The sequence below is a fragment of the Streptomyces parvus genome, assembly GCF_014648875.1.
GTDB lineage: Bacteria > Actinomycetota > Actinomycetes > Streptomycetales > Streptomycetaceae > Streptomyces > Streptomyces parvus.
Genome location: NZ_BMRY01000009.1, coordinates 115,322 through 134,416 on the forward strand (window position 1 = coordinate 115,322; position 19,095 = coordinate 134,416).

Here is a 19,095-nt window from a genome sequence, read left to right on the forward strand (position 1 = left end):
CTTTTCCTCTTTCCCTTTCCCGCCTGTTCAGAAAGGCCTTTCCGATGTCCGACGTGTTGCGTGCCCCCGCCGAGACCAAGTACGCCGAGGAGCTCGACTGGCTGGAGTCGATCGACGACGGCCCGAAGCCGTTCTCCTGGCGGCTCTCCCCGAAGATGGTGCGGCTGTTCATCCTGGGCTCCGAGCGCGCCGACGGCCTGGACCGGGAGATCTCGCAGAAGTGGTTCGGCGACCGGAGCTTCGTCGAACGCTCGATCGTCACCCTCGCCTCCGACCGGGGTCTGCTGCTGATAGGGGACCCCGGCACCGGGAAGAGCTGGCTGGCCGAGCTGCTGTCCGCGGCGATCTCCCGCAACTCCACGCTGGTGGTGCAGGGTACGGCCGGCACGACCGAGGACCACATCAAGTACGCGTGGAACGTGTCCATGGTCATCGCCAAGGGACAGTCGCGTGAGTCGATGATCCCGTCGCCCATCATGACCGCGATGGAGACGGGCGCCATCGGCCGCTTCGAGGAACTGACCCGTTCCACCAGCGATGTCCAGGACGCGCTGATCTCGATCCTCTCGGAGAAGTACATCTCCGTCCCCGAGTTGCAGGGCGACGGCACGGACGCCGGCGACAACATCGTCTTCGCCAAGCCCGGCTTCTCGATCATCGCGACCGCCAACAGCCGCGACCGGGGTGTGAACGACCTGTCGTCCGCGCTAAAGCGCCGCTTCAACTTCGTGCGCATCCCGGTCGTGACGAACAAGAAGAGCGAGGCGGAGATCGTCCGGTTCCGCACCGAGGAGCTGCTGCGCCGCCACGCGATCGACCTGGACGTGCCGCCGACGCTCCTCGACGTCCTGCTCCAGAGCTTCGCCGATCTGCGGGCCTCGGCAGCTGCGGCGGGCAGCGACGACGAGAAGCTGGAGTCCTCGCTGTCGACGGCGGAGCAGATCGGTGTACTGGAGGACGCCGTCCTGCACAGCAACTTCTTCGGCGAGCGCACGCTGACCGCCCGGACCCTCGCCTCCTCGCTCGTCGGCTCCCTCGCCCGGCGCGACCCCGAGGACCTGGCGATCTTCAACAAGTACCTGCACGGTGTGGTCGAGCCGCGCAGCAAGCAGGAGGGCGGCTCCTGGCCGGAGTTCCTGGACGGCGGCCGCGACACGATCGCCACGCTGTCATGACCGGGTCCGCCACGAACGGGCCGGAGGAGACAGCTGTGGACGGGCCCGGCCGGGCACCCTCCCCGAACGGGTCCGCCCCGGCATCCGCGAACAGCCCCGGGCAGGCGTCCTTCGCGGCGCTGCGCGAGCAGCTGCACGAGGCGGCGACCGCTTTCGCCGACGGGCCCCGCGCCCTGGAGGGCATCCTCCTCGGCATGGTCGACGACGTCGACCGGGCGGTGCGCGAGCCGCTGGAGATCTTCCCGGTCTGCCATCACTCGCCCGCCTCCGCGCTCGCCATGGCCCGCCGGCTGCGCGAGAAGCAGCCCAAGGTGGTGTATCTGGAGCTGTGCGAGGACATGGCGCCGCTCCTGGGCGAACTGCGCAACTGCCGCCTGCCGGTGGCGGTCCAGGCCTTCGCGAGCGACGTCGACGGGTTCCCCGCCGAGTGGGCGCCGCTGTCGGTCGTCGCCCCGATCACCGAGGCGTCCGCCGAGTACCAGGCCATCGCGTACGCCCTGGACACCCCCGGCGTCGAGCTGGTCCTCGTCGACCGGTCATCGGACCATGTCTTCCAGTGGGACAGCCGCCACGGCGAGCGGACCCCGCAGGATCCGCCCGCTCCGGCGGACGGAGTGCCGGAGCCCGAAGCCGCGCTGCACGGCGAGGCGGTCGGCGTGGAGATCGGCGACCTGCGGCCCCGCTTCGCCGAGCTGGAGGAGCATCTGCTGCGCCACGGCAAGGTGCGGCACTGGTCGGAGTGGTGGCACCAGTACGTCGAGGTGCCGCTCGGCGACAGCGATCACGAGGCCTACCGCCAGGTGATGTTCCTCGTCGGCAGCCTGTTCCGGCGGCTGGCTCCCGGCGACGGGGACCGGGTCCGGGTGGACGAGGACCGCGAGCGGTACATGTGGACCCGGATCCGCGAGCACCTGGCGGCAGGCGGGGCGGACCCGGAGGACTGCCTGTATGTGTGCGGCGCCTTCCACGCGGCCAGCCGGGTGGAGGAGTTCGGGGTGGCGGGCAGCGGACCGTTCACCATCTCCCCCCGGTCCGCCACCACCTGGCAACACGGGCTGATCCCGTCCAGCCACGCGGCGATCGAGGCGCAGTTCGGGCTGGCCTCGGGGTCGGTGTCGATCGCCGCGACGCAGTGGGCGAAGAACCTCAAGCGCACCCGGGTGCAGCCCTACCGGCTCGCGGGACAGGACGGCGCGAAGAAGCCCCGCGCGACGAAGAAGGCCGCCCCCGCCGTCACCGCTCCCCCGCCGGAGGCAGCCGAGGACCGGCTCTCCGGGTTCCTGCGGCGGCCGCCCGTCCTCGACACGCTGGACGAGGCCGAACTGCTGGGCTGGTCGGTGGACATCGTGCGTGCTGCACGGCGCAGTGGCTATCTGGCGTCGACCGCAGACGCCATCGCGGTGTTCGAGACGTCGATCCTGCTCGCCGGGATGCGGGACCGGGCCAAGCCCACCCCGTACGACTTCCAGGACGCGGCGGTCACCTGCATCGAGAAGGATTCGGTGCCGGGGCGGCGCGATGTGCGGCGGCTCGTCGAGATCATGATGGGCGGCGACCGGATCGGCCGGGTCGGCTACGACGCGCTGCCGCCGCTGGCCCGCGATGTGCACGACCGGCTCGCCCCGCTGGAGTTGAAGCTCCAGCAGCGGGGAGTGCAGCGTGCCCTGCTGGACCTGAGCTCCCGCCCGGAGCTGGGGGCGTGCTCGGACGTGCTGTGGATGCTGCGCCGTCTGCTGCCGCACGGCGCGGCCCGGCCGATCATGGGTGAGCGGAAGCTCGGCGAGCGGTCGATCCAGGAGTCGTGGGACCTGGCGCTGGGCACCCATCAGCGGGCACTCATCGAGCTCGGGTACGAGGGCGTGAGCATCGAGCAGGTTCTCGAACAGCGCCTGCGCCGTGATGCGTACGGGCCGCGGGCGACGACGGCGGTCGTCCTCGCGGCCGTCGAGGACGCCACGCTGTATCTCGGCAGCCGTCGCCTCTCCGATGAGCTGGGCGCCCGTGCCCTGGAGGTCCTCGCCGCCGAGCGCACGGCGGACGGGGCCCCGGAGGTGCTGCGCCGGGTGCGGGGGCTGCTGGCGTACTACCGTACCGCCGAGCCGGTGCTGCCGCCGTGGGTGGAGTCGTTCGTCAAGGCCGGCTACGCGCACTACTGCACCTTGCTGCCGACGGCGTTCACGGACGAGGACGCGACCGTGGGGCAGGTGGCGGCGATGCTGGGCTTCCTGTTCAGCATGGAGAGCCTCGCGCTGTCCCTGGGCTGTGACCGGGCCCAGCTGGAGCTCGCCGTGGCCCAGTCCCGCCCGACGGACCCGGAGCGGACGGCGTTGCTGTGGGCGGCGCAGGTGCAGCTCGGCGCACTGTCGCGGGCCGAGCTGCGCGAGCGCTGCGGTGAGCTGCTGGCCAACCCGATGGTGGTGCCCGCCTATCCGCGCTATCTGAGCGGCTTCGTGCACGCGTTGGTGCCGGTGCCGGGGCTGGCGGACGTGGTGGTGGAGGCCGTGTCCAACGCGTTCGGGCGGCTGCCGGACCCGGTTCTGCTGCCGTGGCTGCCGAGCCTGATCACGACCCTGCGCGCCGGAGCCGCGGACCTGGCCCCGCTCTTGGTCCGGGAGGCGGGGCGGATCTTCCCGGCCCGGCTGACGGCGTTGGACACGTGGGTGCCGCCATGGCGGGAGGTTGTGGAGGCCGGTGGGCCGGACGGCGGCCGGACGGGGGCGGCCGGCGGCGGGAGCCGTGGCGCCGCGCTGCTCTTCGCCCACCCGGGGACGCTCGACGCGGTCGCGGAACTCCTGGGCTGCGACGGTACGTGGGCCGCTGCCGACGACTGCCCGGCGGGCCCGGTCGGCGCGGTGCTGACGGCCCGCCACCCTGATACCGCGATCGCGTGGGAGTCGCTGCTCACGGGCGCGTAGGGGTGGTGTGCGGTGCCGGGGCGGTCGTAGCCGCCCCGGCACCGGCTTGTCCTTCCGGCGCCGCGCCCTCGGCCGCTCCGGGCCCGGCCCGTCAGCCTGTCAGAGGCCGGTGCCGCCCGTGGCGTCGATGCTCTGGCCGGTGACCCAGCGGGAGTCCTCCGAGGCGAGGAAAGCGACGACGTCGGCGATGTCGGCCGGCTGCCCCATGCGGCCGAACACGGAGTGGGCGGCCAGAACCGCCGCGGCCTCGGGCGTCTCGCGTCGCCGGGCGTTCATGTCGGTCTCCACGAAACCGGGCACCACGGTGTTCGCCGTGATGTCCCGCTCCGCCACCTCCTTTGCCACAGCAAGCGTCAGTGTCTCCAGCGCCCCCTTGGTCATGGCATAGGTCACGGACTCCGGAAAGGACCGGTGGGCGGCGGCCGACGAAATGTTGATGATCCGGCCCCGGTCCCGCATCAGGGTCAATCCCTGCTGGATGAGGAAGAGCGGCGCTTTCACGTTCACTGCGAACAGGCGGTCGAAAACCTCGGGTGAGGCGTCACTTATGCGACCCGATCCGCTCACACCGGCGTTGTTGACCAGAATGTCGAGCACGGGTTCTTCTCCCAGGTCGGCCATTCCCGCGCGGAACGCCTCGTACAGGGCTTCGACGTCTCCCGGCACCCCCAGCAGGGAACCCAGCGCGAAAGCCCGTCCGCCCGTGTGCGTGATCTCCTCGACCACTTCCCGCGCCACATCTCCCCGCACACCGTAGTGAACGGCGACCAGGGCCCCGTCACGCGCGAGTCGCCGGGCAATCGCCCGGCCGATGCCGCGGCTGGCACCGGTGACCAACGCGACCTTTCCCGTCAGTGAACTCATGAATCGTTCCCTCTGGCTCGGCCTTTCCGCAGATCTCGCGAAACGCATTCACCCTACCCATCGACCGCGACGGAATGCGCGACCGCGAAGTGGCGCCCGCCCCGCCGCCTGCGGTGGCGCCCCGACGGCGACCGGCCCCCGTGGGCGGGACGGGCCGGGACGCGCCGGGCGCACGAACCAGGCCTCCGTCTGCTTGATATTGCGTGAAACGCTTGCCTAATATGCAGCTTCGAGCATCGTTCGCCGCGAACAGGGAGCACAGATGACGCACGTGGCTCAGGAGCTGGCCAGCCAGCCCGACTGCTGGCAGGTGGCCGCCGGCATGGCGGACGGGCTGGCCCACCGGCTTCCGGCGGCGGGCGAGCGCATCGCCGTGGTCGGCTGCGGGACCTCGTACTTCATGGCCCAGGCCTACGCGGCCCTCCGGGAAGGCAGCGGCCAGGGCGAGACCGACGCCTTCGCCGCCTCGGAGTTCCCCGCCGGGCGGCCCTACGACCGGGTCGTGGCACTCAGCCGCTCGGGCACCACGACGGAGGTGCTCGGGCTCCTCGGCCGGATCGGTGACACGACCCGCCGCACGGTGGTCATCGGCGACCCCGACACCCCGATGGCCGCCATGGCCGACGACACGATCGTGCTCGAGTTCGCCGACGAGAAGTCCGTCGTCCAGACGCGCTTCGCGACGTCGGCGCTGACCCTGCTCCGCGCCCATCTGGGGCTGCACAGCGACGCGGTCGTCGAGGACGCCCAGGTCGCGCTCGCCGAGCCGCTGCCCGCAGGTCTGGTGGAGTGCAGCCAGTTCACCTTCCTGGGACAGGGGTGGAGCGTGGGGCTCGCCAACGAGGCGGCGCTGAAGATGCGCGAGGCCGCGCTCGCCTGGACCGAGGCGTACCCGGCGATGGAGTACCGGCACGGCCCGATCAGCATCTCCACCCGTTCCACCGCGACCTGGATGCTCGGCGAGGCCCCGTCCGGGCTGATGGACGAGGTGCACGCGACCGGCGCCCGGTGGGTGGCCGGCGGCCTCGACCCGCTGGCGGAGCTGGTCCGGGTGCAGCGGCTGGCACTGGCCATCGCGAACGCGCGGGGCCTGGACCCGGACCGGCCGCGCCACCTCACCCGCTCGGTCATCCTCAGCACCGCGGCCTGACGGAAACGGCACGGCCCGACGCATCGGGCCGCCTCTTCCCCGCCCGCCGGTTCTCAGCCCCTCAGTTCCTCAGCCCCGTCCCGGAGTCGCCATGCCCCTCACCGCCACCGGCGATCTGATCGCCGAGGCCGCCGCACAGCATCGTGCGGTCGCCGCGTTCAACGTCATCACCCTGGAACACGCGGAAGCCATCGCCGAGGGCGCGGAGGCGGCGGGATCGCCGGTGATCCTCCAGATCAGCGAGAACGCCGTCGCCTACCACCGGGGCCGGCCGCGCCCGATCGCGCGCGCCGCCGCGGAGGTCGCGGACCAGGCCGCCGTCCCCGTCTCCCTGCACCTCGACCATGTGCAGTCGACGGAGCTGCTGCACCGGGCGGCGGACTGCGGTTTCAGTTCGGCGATGTTCGACGCCGCGCGGCTGCCGTACACCGAGAATCTGGCGGCCACTCGCGCCGCCGTCGTCTGGGCGCACGAGCGGGGTCTGTGGCTGGAGGCCGAGCTCGGACAGGTCGGCGGGAAGAACGGGGAGCCGCCGCTGAACGCCCATGCGCCGGGGGCGCGTACGGATCCCGAGGAGGCGCGGTCGTTCGTCGCGGCCACCGGGGTCGACGCGCTGGCCGTGGCGGTCGGCACCTCGCACGCCATGACCTCGCGGGACGCCGTCATCGACCACGATCTGCTGGGCGGGCTGCGGGCGGCGGTGCCGGTTCCGCTGGTGCTGCACGGGTCGTCCGGGGCTTCCGACGAGGAGCTGGCCCGTGCCGTGGCGGGCGGGATCCGGAAGGTGAACATCGGGACCGCGCTGAACATCGCGATGACCGGGGCGATACGGGAGCGGCTGGCCCAGGACGACCGGGGTGTGGATCCGCGCCGGTATCTGGCGGACGGCCGGGACGCGATGGCCCGCACCGTGACCCGACTGATGGCGGTGCTGGCCCCGGGGCGGGCACAGGCCGCGTGACGACGAGGACGCCGGGGCCGGCGGGCGCACCGCCCGCCGGCCCCGGCGTCCTCATGACGCCACGTCATACCCGCTCCTCCGGCCCCATTCCCGCAGCAGGGCCGTGAGGTGCGCCCGTACCCGCCGCCCCGGGGCCGGTGCGATCGGCGCCGCCGTGGGCACGGCCGGCACCCGGCAGCCCGCCGCCTTGGGATAGAGGTCCGGGAAGGGCTTCGAGCGGTCGCTCCCGCCGTCCGCCACCGTCGTACGGAACGCCTCGCCTCCCAGGGTGCGCAGGACCGTGTCCACCACCCGGCGCGGCGAGGCCGACGACGGACCGCCGGCAGGTCTCCCGGAAGAGGTACGGGGGCGGGTACGGGGACGGGTTCAGGCCTGCTGGTGCAGGGTGCGGGGGTCCACCGCGTGGGCGAACGGCAGGCCGTGCGCGTACCGTTCGAGTTCGTCGACGGCGGCGTCGGCGAGCCGGTGGAGTTCGCCGCCCTGGGAGCCTGCGATGTGCGGGGTGAGCAAGACGTTCGGCAGGTCGTAGAGGGGCGAGTCGGCGGGCAGGACTTCCGGTTCCGTGTGGTCGAGTACGGCGTTGAGACGCCCGGTGGCCGCTTCCTTCACCAGCGCCTCGGTGTCCACCAGGGAGCCGCGTGCGGTGTTGATCAGGGTCGCCCCGTCCCGCATCAGCGCGAGGCGTGGTGCGTCGAACAGGTTCCGGGTGTCCGGGAGTTCGGGAGCGTGGATGGTGACGACGTCGCTCTCGGCCGCCAGGATGTCGAGTTCGGCGCGTTCCACTCCGAGGGTCCGGGCGTCCGTCCCGTCGAGGTACGGGTCGTGGACCAGGACGCGCAGGTCGTAGGGGCGCAGTAGTTCGATCACGCGGCGGCCGATGCGGGAGGCGCCCACGATGCCGACGGTGCGGCGGTAGTTGCCGACGCCGGGGAACCGTTCGAGGAGGTTCACCCGGGAGCGCGCCGCACGGTAGACGCGGGCGCTCTCCAGGATGTTCTTGTTGGCGAAGAGGATCGCGGCGACCGTGTACTCGGCGACCGGGAGCGCGTTGGCCGTGGCGGCGGTGCTCACGGTGATGCCACGGTCCCAGACGTCCTGGGTGATGTGGTGTTTGACGGATCCTGCGGCGTGGACGACGGCGCGCAGCCGAGGCATGGCGCTCAGGGCGGCCGGATCCAGCGGGGGGCAGCCCCAGCCGGTGAACAGGACCTCGGCCTGGCGGAGTCCGGTGCGCTGGGCGGGGTCGTCGGCGCCGAAGTCGGTGACCAGGATGCGGGGGTCGAGGTCGGCGACCCGGGCGAGCCGGTCCAGGGCTTCGGGAGCGAGGATCGCGGCCCGTGTTTCGCCGCTCATCGCCAGGACGGTGCGGGGGCGGGTCACCCGGGGCGTGGCGGGGTGGCTCACTTGACGGCTCCTGCGGTGAGGCCCGAGCGCCAGAAGCGCTGGAGGCAGAGGAAGGCGACGATCAGGGGGACGACGGCGACGAGGGAGCCGATGATGACCAGCGGGTAGAGCTCCGGCTGCTGGTAGACGTTCTGGTTCCACATGAACAGGCCCAGGTTGACGGGGTAGAGCCGGTCGTCGTTGAGCATCATGAGCGCGCCGTAGAAGTTGTTCCAGCTCGCGGTGAAGGAGAACAGGAAGATGGTCACGAAGCCGGGCGCGAGCATCGGCAGGGCGACCTTGACGAAGGTCCGCATCTCGCCGGCTCCGTCGACGCGGGCGGCTTCGAGGACCTCGCCCGGCACGTACCCCTCGGAGAAGACGCGGGCCAGGTAGACGCCGAAGGGGTTGACGAGGCTGGGGATCAGGACGGCCCAGTAGGTGTTGACGAGGCCCAGTTCGGAGGCCATCAGGTAGAGCGGGAGCTGGACGACGGTCGAGGGGATGAGGACGCCGACGAGGACGACGCCGAACCACTTCTCCCGGCCGCGGAAGGCGTACTTGTCGAAGGCGTAGCCGCAGGCGACGGAGATGAGGGTGGAGAGCAGGGAGGCGACGACGGTGTAGAGGAGGCTGTTGAGCATCCAGCGGACGAAGACGCCGTCGTTGTATTCCAGGAGGGCGTTCAGGTTGGACAGGAACGCGAAGTCGCCGAGGCTGAACGGGTTGGTGGCGAACAGGTCCCGGTAGCTCTTGGTGGAGGCGATGAGGAGCCAGGTCAGCGGCATCAGGGTGTAGACGGCGACGACGGCAAGCACGGTGTTCACCGCCACCCGGGAGGTGAGGCCGCCGGTACGGTTCCGGCGTGCGGGCGGCCGTGGTGCGGTGCGGCGTCCGGTCCCGTCGCGCCGGGCGCCGGCGGCCGGTGCCTCGCGGTGGGCTGTCTGGGTGCTCATGAGGCCTTCCACCGGTTGCCGAGCTTGGTGACGACGAAGGACAGCAGGCCGGCGACGAGGGCGAGCAGCAGGGAGCTCGCGGCGGCCAGGCCGTAGTCGTGGCCCTTGAAGGCCACGGTGTAGATGAACATGGTCGGCGACCAGTCCTCGCCCATGGTGTTGGCGCGGAGCTGGACGAGTTTGGGGGCGTCGAAGAGCTGGATGGCGCCGACGCAGGTGAACAGCAGGGTCAGCACGACGGTCGGCCGGATCATGGGGATCTTGACCTGGAGGGCGGTGCGCAGGGCCCCGGCTCCGTCGACGGTCGCGGCTTCCAGGACCTCGCGGGGGACGGCCTGGAGGCCCGCGTAGAAGATGATCATGTTGTAGCCGGTCCACTGCCAGGCGGAGATGTTGACGACGGAGAAGATCGCCTCGTCCTCGCCGAAGAAGTTCCAGTTGGCGCCGAACGCGTCGAGGGCGTCGGTGACGGGGCTGAGGCCGGGTGTGTAGAGGTAGAGCCAGATCAGTGAGGCGATCAGGCCGGGCACCGCGTGCGGCAGGAAGTAGGCGATCTGGAAGAACCGCCTGGCCCGGGCCATGGTGGAGTCGACGAGCAGGGCCAGGACGAGTGCGCCGCCGACCATCGCGGGGATGTAGAGGGCGCAGTAGAGAGCGATGTTCCCGAAGGATCGGAGGAACGCCTCGTTGCCGAGGGCTTCGGTGAAGTTGCCGAACCCGGCGAAGACGCGCTCGGTTCCGCCGAACCCCAGGCCGGAGGATTCCTCCCGGTAGAGGCTCATCCAGGCCGCGTAGATCATCGGCAGGACGGTGACGGCGGCGAAGAGTGCGAAGAACGGGACGGTGAACAGGGCGACGGCCCGGCGCTGTCCGCGTCGTGCGCCGGGGCCGCCCGGCTTTCCCGGTCCGGCGGAAACGGCCGGACCGGCGGGCCCCGTGAGCGGCGGCGCTGCCTGGGGTGCCGGGGTCTTGGCCGGCCGGGCGAGTGGGGCTGCCACCTGATGCTCCTTCGGCTGGTTGGGGTGGGCGGGAGGGAAGGCGGCTGCCCGGCACGGTGTGTCCCGGGCAGCCGTGCGGCTACTTGTCGAGCTTGAGGCCGCGGTCGGTGATCGCGGTCTCGCCCTTCGCCTGACCGGAGCTGAGCATCTTCGTGTGGTCGCTGCCCGCGGCCATCTGCGCCGAGACGACCTGCTGCTGCACCGGGCCCCAGGTCCAGCCGGGCACGATGGTGTCGGCGGCCTCGCCGGCCACGGCGTAGACGTCCTGGCCGGCGAAATAGGAGGTGTCGAACTCCTTCGCCGCCGCCGCGCGCATGCCCTCGTTGGCGGGCAGGGCGCTGCTGGGCGCCTTGAGGGAGCTGAGGCGGGCGGTCATGGCCGCGGGGTCGGTGGTGACCCACTTGATGAACTCGGCGGCCGCCTCGGTGTGCTCGCTGCCCTTCGGCACGATGTAGGACGTTCCGCCGTACATGCCGGTGCTCGGCTTGCCGTCCCAGGTGGGCAGGGGGGCTATCCCCCACTTGCCTTTGCTGTCCGGGTAGCTGACGGGGAAGGTCCCCGCGCTCCAGGCGGCGCCGATGACGGTGGCGACCTTGCCGGTGGAGCGTTCCTTGGCCTCACCCTCGCCCCAGAGCGGGGTCTTGGAGGCGAGGCCGTCCGCGAGGAGGTCGTCCCAGTAGGCGGCGACCTTGCGGGACGCCGGGTCGTCGATGTTCACCTTCCAGGCGTCGCCGTTGGTGCCGTACCACTGGGCACCGGCCTGCCAGGCGAGGCCGGAGAGCAGAGCGGGGTCGCCGCCGCCGAAGTTGGTGATGGTGACGTCGGGGTCGGCCCGGTGGATCTTCTCGGCGGCCGTGCGGTATTCGGCCCAGGTCGTCGGCACCTCGACGCCGTGCTTCTTGAACAGGTCCTTGCGGTAGAAGAGCTGGATGGGCGTGACGTCGAACGGCACCGCCCAGGTGGAGCCGCCGAGGTTGACCAGGGACTGGAGCGCCTCGGGGAACTCCTCCTTCACCAGTTCGCCGGAGCTGGGCGTGAGGTCCACCAGGTTGCCCTCGCTGGCGTACTCGGGCAGGGCGGAGTAGTCCATGGTGGCCACGTCGGGGGCGTTGCCGCCCTTGACCGCGTTGGACAGCTTGGTGACGCCCTCGGGGCCCGCGGGGACCAGGGAGAACTTGATCCTGATGCCGGTCTGCGTCTTGTTGAACGCGTCGGCCGTCTCCTTGGCGCCCAGGGCGGACGACCAGAAGGTGAGCGTGACGGGCTTGCCGTCGCCGGGACCCGAGGCGTCCGAACCCGATCCACCGCCGCAAGCGGTGGCAAGAAGGGCTAGTGAGGCGGCGGACGCCGCGAGGGCGAGGCGGGACGTGCGGGCGATACAGGGCATGGGCCGGCTCCTACGAGACCTCGAACTGCGGGAGATGAGGTGAACGGCACACATCATTTTGCGCAAAACCGATCGCCGTCAAGAGCGAATGACCAATTCAATCGAATCGATCACTTGCGGGACCGGGGTCCGCACATGACGCCCGTCGAGCCCCACGAACGCGAAAAGCCGTGCCCACACGGCCTGTTGGCCCGGGCCACGGCTCGTGGCGCGATGCTCTCGGCGTCAGGGAGCGGCGGCGGCCGCCCCGCAGGAGACCCGGACCCGCAGGGTGGGCAGGATGTCCAGATGCCGGCGGGCGCGCGCCCCCGTGCCCGTCGCGCCCGTCGCGCAGGGGTCGTCGACACCGAGGCGGGACAGCAGGAGCCGGGCCGCGGCGGCACCCACGGCGTGCTTGTCCGGGGCCACAGCGGTGAGCGGCAGGTCGGCGAGCGAGGCGACCTCGTCGTCGTACGCGATCACCGCGAGGTCTTCGGGCACCCGCACTCCCCTGGCCTGGAGCCGGGGAATGAGGACGATCGCGTCGGCGTCGCTGTGCACGATCGCGGCGGTCACGTTGCCGCTCGCCACGCCCTGGCACAGGTACTCCAGCGTGCGCTCGAAACGATCGGCCTCCGACCGTGACGGGGCCTCGTCCAGCGGCGAGGTCGACACCGGGGTCAGTCCCAGCGCCTCCACTGCGGCCCGGTAGCCGACCCGGAGCCGGGGAGCGGTCGGACTGTCCTGCACGGCGAGCGCGATCGCCCGGTGGCCGAGCCCGGCCAGGTGAGCCACCGCTTCGGCGGCCCCGTGGGCATGGTCCGAGCGCACCCGGTCCAGGCGCGCCGCCGGGTGGCCGAGAGGGGCCGAGCGTTCCACCAGGACGACGGGGGTCTTCTGCTCGACCGTCCAGAGCCCCTCGCCCTGCTCCGGGCAGCCGCGCTCCCAGCTCGGTGTGAGCAGAAGCCCGTCGGCGCCGGTGGACAGCAGGCGCCGGGCCTGGGCGGCGTCCTCGTCGGGGAGGTAGTGGGAAAGCCCGATCGTCAGCCGGGCACCTGCGGCCTCGACGGCCTCCCGGGCGCCGCGCACCACGTCCGCGTAGTAGTACTCGGTGGTCGGCACCACCATGCCCACCACCAGCCCTTCGGCGGAGGGCGCGGGGGCCGGGGCGGGGCGGGATTGTCCTGAGGGCCACACCACCGCGCCGTGCAGCCGCTCCACCAGGCCCTGGGCCGCCAGCGCCTCGACGTCCCGGCGCAGGGTGACGGCGGACATGCCGAGCTCCTCGGCGAGTTCGGCGACGCGCAGGCTGCCGCGCTCGCGGACGAGTTCGAGCACCCGCTCGTGGCGCTGGTCGACGTGCAGTCGCATGGATCCCCCTGGACTCGGAGACGGCTGAGCCCCCAACCATATCGATCACATCCGCTCGAAACGATCCGAGCGGATTTTTATCCCCGCGCGACGGACACACGTCGGTTCGCCCTCGGGAGTGACATACACACCCAGAGAACCGATCGATACGATCAATTCGGCCAAAGTTATTGAGCGAATCGTCAGGCGGCTGCTAGAAAGTGCCCGCCCGCTCAGAACAGTCGGATCCCGGGGTCGGCTCAGCGCCCGTCCCTTCGGTGCCCACCGCGCGCCGGGTTCCCGCCGGAGACACGTCATCGACCCGGAGCTCTCCCATGACTTCTGCCTGGTCCCGCCGTACCTTCCTGGCCACCTCCGCGGTACTCACCGCCGCGGGCGGCGGAGCGCTGACGCTCGCCGCGCCCGGCGCCGCCTCTGCCGCCCCCGAGGACGATCCGTACGCCGCGCTCCGCACCACATGGAGCGAGCTGATCCTCGGTGAGGGGTTCAGCCCGACCGCCGAGCCCTTCAAGAGCCGGCTGGCCGATCTCGGCGCGAAGGCGTCGCAGTGGCTGGAGACGATGGCCCCGGTGGACGGCTCGCTCTGGCCCGACGCCGTCTTCGCGGATCCGGACCCGGACACGGACCCCGAGTCGTACGTCTTCTCGGGGCGCATGGCCGACAGCTTCATCCGCCTGAACACCATGGCCCAGGCCTACCGCCAGCAGGGCACCGGGCTGACCGGGAACACCGCCCTGCGCGACGCCGTGCTCACCGGGCTGGAGCACCTCAGCACCCAGGTCTACAACGACGGGCAGACCCGGTACGGCAACTGGTACAGCTGGCAGATCGGCGCGCCGCAGGCCCTGCTGGACGTGTGCGTGCTGATGTACGACGCCATCGCCCCTCAGGCGCGGGCACGCTACTGCGCCGCCGTCGACCATTTCGTACCGGACTCCGCCGTCGCCTCGTACACCGGGACCAGCACCGGGGCGAACCGGGTCGACCTGTGCCGGGTGCTGGCCCTGCGCGGAGCCGTCGGCGGGACCGCGGCGAAGATCGCGCTGGCCCGGGACGCCCTCTCCCCCGTCTTCCCGCTGGTGACGAAGGGCGACGGGCTGTACGCCGACGGCTCGTTCATCCAGCACACCACCGTGCCCTACACCGGCAGCTACGGATCGGTGATGCTCGGCGGGCTCGGGCTGCTGTTCGCGCTGCTGAAGGGGACCACGTGGGAGGTCACCGACCCGAAGCGGCAGGTGGTGTTCGACGCGGTGGAGAACGCCTGGGCCCCGTTCCTCTACAACGGTCTGGTCATGGACTCCGTCGCGGGGCGCGCGATCAGCCGGGGCGAGGTCGACGACCACCGGCGCGGGCACCCCATCATGGCCTCGATCGTGCTGCTCGGGCAGGGAGCGTCGGCTGCCGAGAACGCCCGGTGGCGGGCGCTCGTCAAGGGCTGGGCGCAACGCGACTACTACAGCCCGCCGTTGGGCAACCCCTCGCTCGGGCTCACCGCGCTGGCCCGGATCAAGAGCGTCCTGGACGACACCTCCCTGACCCCGGTCGCCGAGCCGGCGGGCCACCGGCTCTTCCCCGACATGGCCCGGGCCACCCACCGCCGTCCGGGCTGGGCGGCGTCGCTGAGCATGGCCGACCGGCGGATCACCTTCTACGAGACCGGCAACGGCGAGAATCTGCGCGGCTGGCACACCGGGAACGGGATGCTCTACTGGTGGGGCGACACCTTCGCCAACGGCCAGTACAGCGACGCGTTCTGGCCCACGGTCGACCCGTACCGGCTGCCCGGCACGACGGTCTCGCGCAAGGTGCTCGCCGACGGGGCGGGCGGTGACTGGGGTGTCGCTCTCCCGGATGTGAACTGGGTCGGCGGCGTCACCGACAGCAGGCGCGCCGCCGTCGGCCAGTACCTCAAGGGGCTGACCAGCACGCTGATGGCGAAGAAGTCGTGGTTCTTCCTCGACGACACCGTGGTGTGTCTGGGGGCGGGCATCCACGGCCGCGACGGCGCGGCCGTGGAGACCACGGTCGACAACCGGAACCTGGGACCGACGGGCAATGCCCCGTTCACCGTCGACGGTTCGGCGAAACCGGTCGCCGCCCCCTGGTCGGCGACGCTGTCCGGCGCGTCCTGGGCGCACCTGGCCGGGCACGGCGGTTACGTCTTCCCCGGCGGGGCGACGGTGAAGGCGGTGCGGGAGAACCGGACGGGCCGCTGGCGCGACATCAACCGGGCGGGCTCCACGGATCCGGTCTCGCGGAAGTACCTCACCCTCTGGTTCGACCACGGTACGGACCCGTCGGACGCCACGTACGCGTACCAGCTCCTGCCCGGCGCTTCCGAACAGCGCACGGCGGCGCGGGCGGCGGACGGCGGCTGGCTGCGTGTGCTCGCCAACACGGACGACCAGCAGGGGGTAGCGGTCCCCTCGCTCGGGCTGACGGCGGTCAACTTCTGGTTCGGCGGCAGCGTCGGGCCGCTGGTGGCGGACGCCCCGTGCTCGGTGATGGTGACCGAGCACGGCGACGGGACGGCGACGGTGTGCGTGAGCGACCCCATGCGGGCGCGCACCAGCCTGACTCTCACCTGGAACCGGGCCGTCGCCTCGGTCGTGTCGAAGCCGGCGACGGTGACGTCGGCGACCACGGGCGGGTCGCTGCGCCTCGTCTTCGGCGATCTGTCAGGGACGCGCGGCGCGACGCAGACGGTCAAGGTGCGGCTGGCCTGAACGAGCGCCGTCACCCCGGGGCGTTGAGCTGTTCCTCGATCCAGCGGACGCCGAAGTCCACGGCCGGGCCGGCATCGAACAGGCGGCTGTCGGCTGCCCCGACGGTGCAGGTCCGGCCGAGGCCCGCATCGAGCATGGCCCGGACGATCACCGCGAACGGGTCCTGTCCATCGGGCACGACCCGGGAGCAGTCGAACGCGCCGTCCGTCGAGTCGATGTCGTGGAAGGTACGCCATTCCCGGACGCCGTCCACGCGGACGGGCTGCTCGTACGTCACGAACCGCTTGCCGGGCGCCCGGGCCAGCGACTCCGCGAGGTGCAGCAGGGTCATCGTCTCGCCGGGCGCCCCGAGCAGCAGCACCCGCCCGCCGAGGGCGACGAGGCGGGCCAGCGGGCTGCCGGGGCCGTGCGGGTCGTCCCAGGGGTGGTCGGCCATCAGCGCGGCGGCGGACGGGCCGAGCGCCGCGAGGCTCGCGTCGGGGTGGCGGCTGCGCACCGCCCCCGGTCTGCGGCGCAGGGCCTCGGGGAGGCGGCCGTTGGTGTGCTCGGCCTCGCTCAGTTCCGGGTCGTACGCGGGATGGTGGGCGCGCACTGCGTCCTGCCAGGCACCGGGCCAGGTGGTGAAGTCGTACGGCGGGGCGTCGTTCCAGCCGCAGGAAACCATCAGCGTACCGGTCGGGCCGACGACGTCGAGGAGGGCGTCGATGACGGTCTGGGGGCCACCCGGGACGTAGCCGATCGCGGAGAGGCGCGTATGGAACATCACGGTGTCGCCCGGTCCGAGGCCGAGCGCGGTCAGGTCGTCCCCCATCCGGTCCCGTGTCACCGGTCCTCCGGAACGCCGCAGCAGTTCTTGTACGTCCATGCCTCGGAGCCCAGGCGTCACCGGGCGGAAACCCGGCTGCCCGGTGAACGCGCGCCGGACATACTGTCGGCCGGCACCACGGAACCGAGGATGATGATCATGAAGAGAGACGACCGGGTCGGACCCCCGCTCCTGGGCGGTGAGCGCGAGACGCTGCGGGCCTTTCTCGACTACCACCGCGACACTCTGGCCATGAAGTGCGCCGGGCTGAGCGACGAGCAATTGCGCGAGCGGTCGATGGAGCCGTCCACGTTGTCGCTGCTGGCTCTGCTCCGGCACATGGCGGAGGTGGAACGCGCCTGGTTCCGGAGGGTGTTCGAGGACGAGGCGGCTCCGATGGTGTGGTCGGAGAAGCCCTTCGACTTCCAGGCGGCGTACGACGCGAGCGCCTCGACCGGGGCCGAGGCGTTCGCCGCGTGGGAGGCCGAGGTGGAGACCTCGCGCCGGATCGAACGGGAGGCGGCTTCGCTGGACCTGGTGGGGCGTCAGCCGCGCTGGGAGAAGGACGTCTCGTTGCGGATGGTCATGGTGCACGTCCTCCTGGAGTACGGCCGCCACAACGGTCACGCGGATCTGCTGCGGGAAGGGGTGGACGGCACGGTGGGCGCCTGAGTACGTGAGGTGGGCACCCGGCCGGCCCGGGGGCCCGAGGCGTCGCAGGCCGCGCCCGGTCCAGCACGCCCGTCGACCGATGTGGGCTCCCTCGTAGACTCGGCCCCATGACTCAGCAGCCGACGCCCCCTGCCCTGGCCTCCGTGTTCGCGCCCGACGGCGCCCTGCGCGCCTCGATCAACCTCGGCAACCCGATCCTGGCCCACCGGGATCCGGCGAGCGGCGAGCCGGCCGGGGTCTCCGTCGACCTCGCCCGGGAGTTCGGGCGGCGGCTCGGGGTGCCCGTGGAGCTGGTGGCCTTCGAGCGGGCCGCGCTGTCGGTCGACGCGGTGCGGGCCGAGCGGGCGGACATCGGGTTCTTCGCGGCCGACCCGGCGCGGGGCGAGGGGCTGCGGTTCACCGCCCCCTATGTCCTCATCGAGGGCAGCTACCTGGTGCCGGAGCGTGCCACCGTCACCGAGAACGACCAGGTGGATCGCGAGGGCACCCGGATCTCGGTCGGCGCCGGTTCCGCCTACGACCTCTTCCTCACCCGCGAGATCCGCCATGCCGAGGTCGTCAGGATGGAGGGCGCTCCGCGCGCGCTCGCGGCGCTGCGGGCGGGCGAGGTCGAGGTGGCCGCAGGGATCCGGCAGTTGCTGGAGGCCGAGGCCGCTCGGGAGGCGGGTGTACGGGTGCTGCCGGGGCGGTTCATGGTGATCCAGCAGGCGATGGGGGTGCCGGCCGGCCGAGGGGCGGCGGCGCAGGAGCTGCTGACGTCGTTCGTGGAGGAGATGAAGGCGGACGGTTTCGTCGCGGACGCTCTCAGGCGTCATGGCGTCGAGGGCGCGTCGGTGGCCCCCGCCCGGGAGATCTCGGTGGAAGCCAGGTAGTCGATCCCTCGCTGCTCCCGGGGCCGGGCGGGGTCAGCGGCGGAGGGTCAGCACGCGGGTGGTGCTGCCGTCGTCCTCCTCGATGTCCCTCACGTACGCGAAGCCCATCCTGTCCAGCAGGGTCAGCGAGGCCTCGTTCGCGGCGGCGACGGTGGCGTGGACCTCGTCGAGTCCGAGGGTGTCGAAGCCGTGGGCGACGACGGCCCGGGCCAGTTCGGTGCCCAGGCCGGAGCCCCACGCCGTGGGCGCGAGGGCGTAGATGATCTCGTGGCCGTCCACGGTGTCGGTCCGTTTGATCTCGGCGTGCCCGACCAGCCGGCCGTCGCGGCGGACGGCCCAGACGGCGAAGAGGTCCTGGGAGTAGACCTTGGTGAAGACCCGCCCGAACAGCGCCCGGTCCTCCGCCTCGGAGGAAGGGCCGTCACCCATCCATCGGGACACCCTGGTGTCCTGGAACAGGGCGACGAAGTCCTCTTCGTCCTCGGGGGCGTACGGCTCCAGCAGGAGCCTCTCGGTGCGCAGAGTGGGGGTCACGCCGCGTGACGCTACCGGGCGGCACGCGCCCGGGCAATCAGCTTTTCCCGTACGTCCGCTGCTACCGGCCCGGGTCGGGCGTGGGCTCCTCCCGGAGCAGTCGCAGGGCCTTCGCCCGCAGCCGCCGGCGGTGCTCGGGGTCGGTGGCCCGGTCGGCGGCGCGGCCCAGTTCCTCGGCGCGTTCACGGGTGCGGCGGGCGCGTTCCACCGGGCTGTCGTACAGGTTCATGGGGGTGTCCTCCGTCGTGGGTCCTCCGTCGGCGACCGGCGTTGCGTGCGCGATCGGAGCCCCAGCGTCACCGGAGTCGGTGCGGTCCGCATCTCGTGCGGCTACGTTCGGTGAC

At 71.8% G+C, this 19,095-nt stretch carries 16 protein-coding genes and 1 pseudogene; 7 read left to right on the forward strand and 10 right to left on the reverse strand.

What is annotated here, in order from left to right; genetic code table 11:
- The first annotated feature begins 44 nt into the window (after positions 1–44).
- On the forward strand, positions 45–1,175 hold the full coding sequence (locus tag IE140_RS25725; protein WP_006129468.1) for an ATP-binding protein: 1,131 nt from the start codon (positions 45–47) through the stop codon (positions 1,173–1,175).
- Positions 1,172–4,090: a DUF5682 family protein gene (locus IE140_RS25730; protein WP_229826904.1), complete on the forward strand. Its 2,919-nt coding sequence runs from the start codon at positions 1,172–1,174 to the stop codon at positions 4,088–4,090. The genes IE140_RS25725 and IE140_RS25730 overlap by 4 nt, the downstream gene beginning before the upstream one ends.
- Positions 4,091–4,189: 99 nt before the next feature.
- On the opposite strand, the gene IE140_RS25735 is transcribed toward IE140_RS25730, so the two are convergent.
- Positions 4,190–4,954 carry an SDR family oxidoreductase gene (locus tag IE140_RS25735; RefSeq protein WP_109181255.1) on the reverse strand — a complete coding sequence of 255 codons (765 nt, stop codon included), beginning with the start codon at positions 4,952–4,954 and terminating at the stop codon, positions 4,190–4,192.
- A gap of 262 nt (positions 4,955–5,216) precedes the next feature.
- Between IE140_RS25735 and IE140_RS25740 the strand changes: the two genes are divergently transcribed.
- A complete protein-coding gene (locus IE140_RS25740) occupies positions 5,217–6,104 on the forward strand; it encodes an SIS domain-containing protein (protein WP_150195178.1) in 888 nt (295 codons plus the stop codon).
- A gap of 91 nt (positions 6,105–6,195) precedes the next feature.
- Positions 6,196–7,065, forward strand: coding sequence for a class II fructose-bisphosphate aldolase (locus tag IE140_RS25745; RefSeq protein ID WP_150195176.1), 870 nt, complete (start codon positions 6,196–6,198; stop codon positions 7,063–7,065).
- Positions 7,066–7,116: 51 nt separating this feature from the next.
- Here IE140_RS25745 and IE140_RS25750 read toward each other — a convergent pair.
- The 6 genes and pseudogenes from IE140_RS25750 to IE140_RS25775 form a co-directional block, all read right to left on the reverse strand.
- Positions 7,117–7,374 (reverse strand): annotated as a pseudogene (locus tag IE140_RS25750) (HAD-IA family hydrolase); the annotation flags it as partial.
- Positions 7,375–7,431: 57 nt separating this feature from the next.
- Positions 7,432–8,469: a hydroxyacid dehydrogenase gene (locus IE140_RS25755; RefSeq protein ID WP_150195174.1), complete on the reverse strand. Its 1,038-nt coding sequence runs from the start codon at positions 8,467–8,469 to the stop codon at positions 7,432–7,434.
- A complete protein-coding gene (locus IE140_RS25760; protein ID WP_150195172.1) occupies positions 8,466–9,404 on the reverse strand; it encodes a carbohydrate ABC transporter permease in 939 nt (312 codons plus the stop codon). The genes IE140_RS25755 and IE140_RS25760 overlap by 4 nt, the downstream gene beginning before the upstream one ends.
- A complete protein-coding gene (locus IE140_RS25765; RefSeq protein ID WP_189460742.1) occupies positions 9,401–10,402 on the reverse strand; it encodes a carbohydrate ABC transporter permease in 1,002 nt (333 codons plus the stop codon). The genes IE140_RS25760 and IE140_RS25765 overlap by 4 nt, the downstream gene beginning before the upstream one ends.
- A gap of 79 nt (positions 10,403–10,481) precedes the next feature.
- Positions 10,482–11,789, reverse strand: a complete 1,308-nt coding sequence (locus tag IE140_RS25770; RefSeq protein ID WP_150193472.1) for an ABC transporter substrate-binding protein — start codon at positions 11,787–11,789, stop codon at positions 10,482–10,484.
- A gap of 225 nt (positions 11,790–12,014) precedes the next feature.
- Positions 12,015–13,139, reverse strand: a complete 1,125-nt coding sequence (locus IE140_RS25775; protein WP_189460744.1) for a substrate-binding domain-containing protein — start codon at positions 13,137–13,139, stop codon at positions 12,015–12,017.
- A gap of 314 nt (positions 13,140–13,453) precedes the next feature.
- On the opposite strand from IE140_RS25775, the gene IE140_RS25780 reads away from it, so the two are divergent.
- The gene (locus tag IE140_RS25780) at positions 13,454–15,868 is read left to right on the forward strand and encodes a polysaccharide lyase 8 family protein (RefSeq protein WP_150193685.1); all 2,415 of its coding nucleotides are present in this window, start codon (positions 13,454–13,456) and stop codon (positions 15,866–15,868) included.
- 10 nt (positions 15,869–15,878) lie between these two features.
- Here IE140_RS25780 and aac(3) read toward each other — a convergent pair whose 3' ends face one another.
- The gene (aac(3), locus tag IE140_RS25785; RefSeq protein WP_150193686.1) at positions 15,879–16,733 is read right to left on the reverse strand and encodes an aminoglycoside 3-N-acetyltransferase; all 855 of its coding nucleotides are present in this window, start codon (positions 16,731–16,733) and stop codon (positions 15,879–15,881) included.
- 99 nt (positions 16,734–16,832) lie between these two features.
- Between aac(3) and IE140_RS25790 the strand changes: the two genes are divergently transcribed.
- Both IE140_RS25790 and IE140_RS25795 read left to right on the forward strand, forming a co-directional pair.
- Positions 16,833–17,345 (forward strand): DinB family protein, encoded by a 513-nt coding sequence (locus tag IE140_RS25790; protein WP_150193687.1) that lies wholly within the window; start codon positions 16,833–16,835, stop codon positions 17,343–17,345.
- Positions 17,346–17,452: 107 nt separating this feature from the next.
- The gene (locus tag IE140_RS25795) at positions 17,453–18,217 is read left to right on the forward strand and encodes a transporter substrate-binding domain-containing protein (protein ID WP_150193688.1); all 765 of its coding nucleotides are present in this window, start codon (positions 17,453–17,455) and stop codon (positions 18,215–18,217) included.
- A 33-nt stretch (positions 18,218–18,250) separates the two neighbouring features.
- Here the strand turns inward: IE140_RS25795 and IE140_RS25800 are convergent, their stop codons facing one another.
- Together IE140_RS25800 and IE140_RS25805 are read right to left on the reverse strand one after the other, a co-directional pair.
- A complete protein-coding gene (locus IE140_RS25800; RefSeq protein WP_150193689.1) occupies positions 18,251–18,751 on the reverse strand; it encodes a GNAT family N-acetyltransferase in 501 nt (166 codons plus the stop codon).
- A 61-nt stretch (positions 18,752–18,812) separates the two neighbouring features.
- Entirely contained in the window at positions 18,813–18,980 is a 168-nt protein-coding gene (locus IE140_RS25805; protein ID WP_006129450.1) for a DUF6381 family protein, read from the reverse strand.
- Positions 18,981–19,095: the final 115 nt, after the last annotated feature.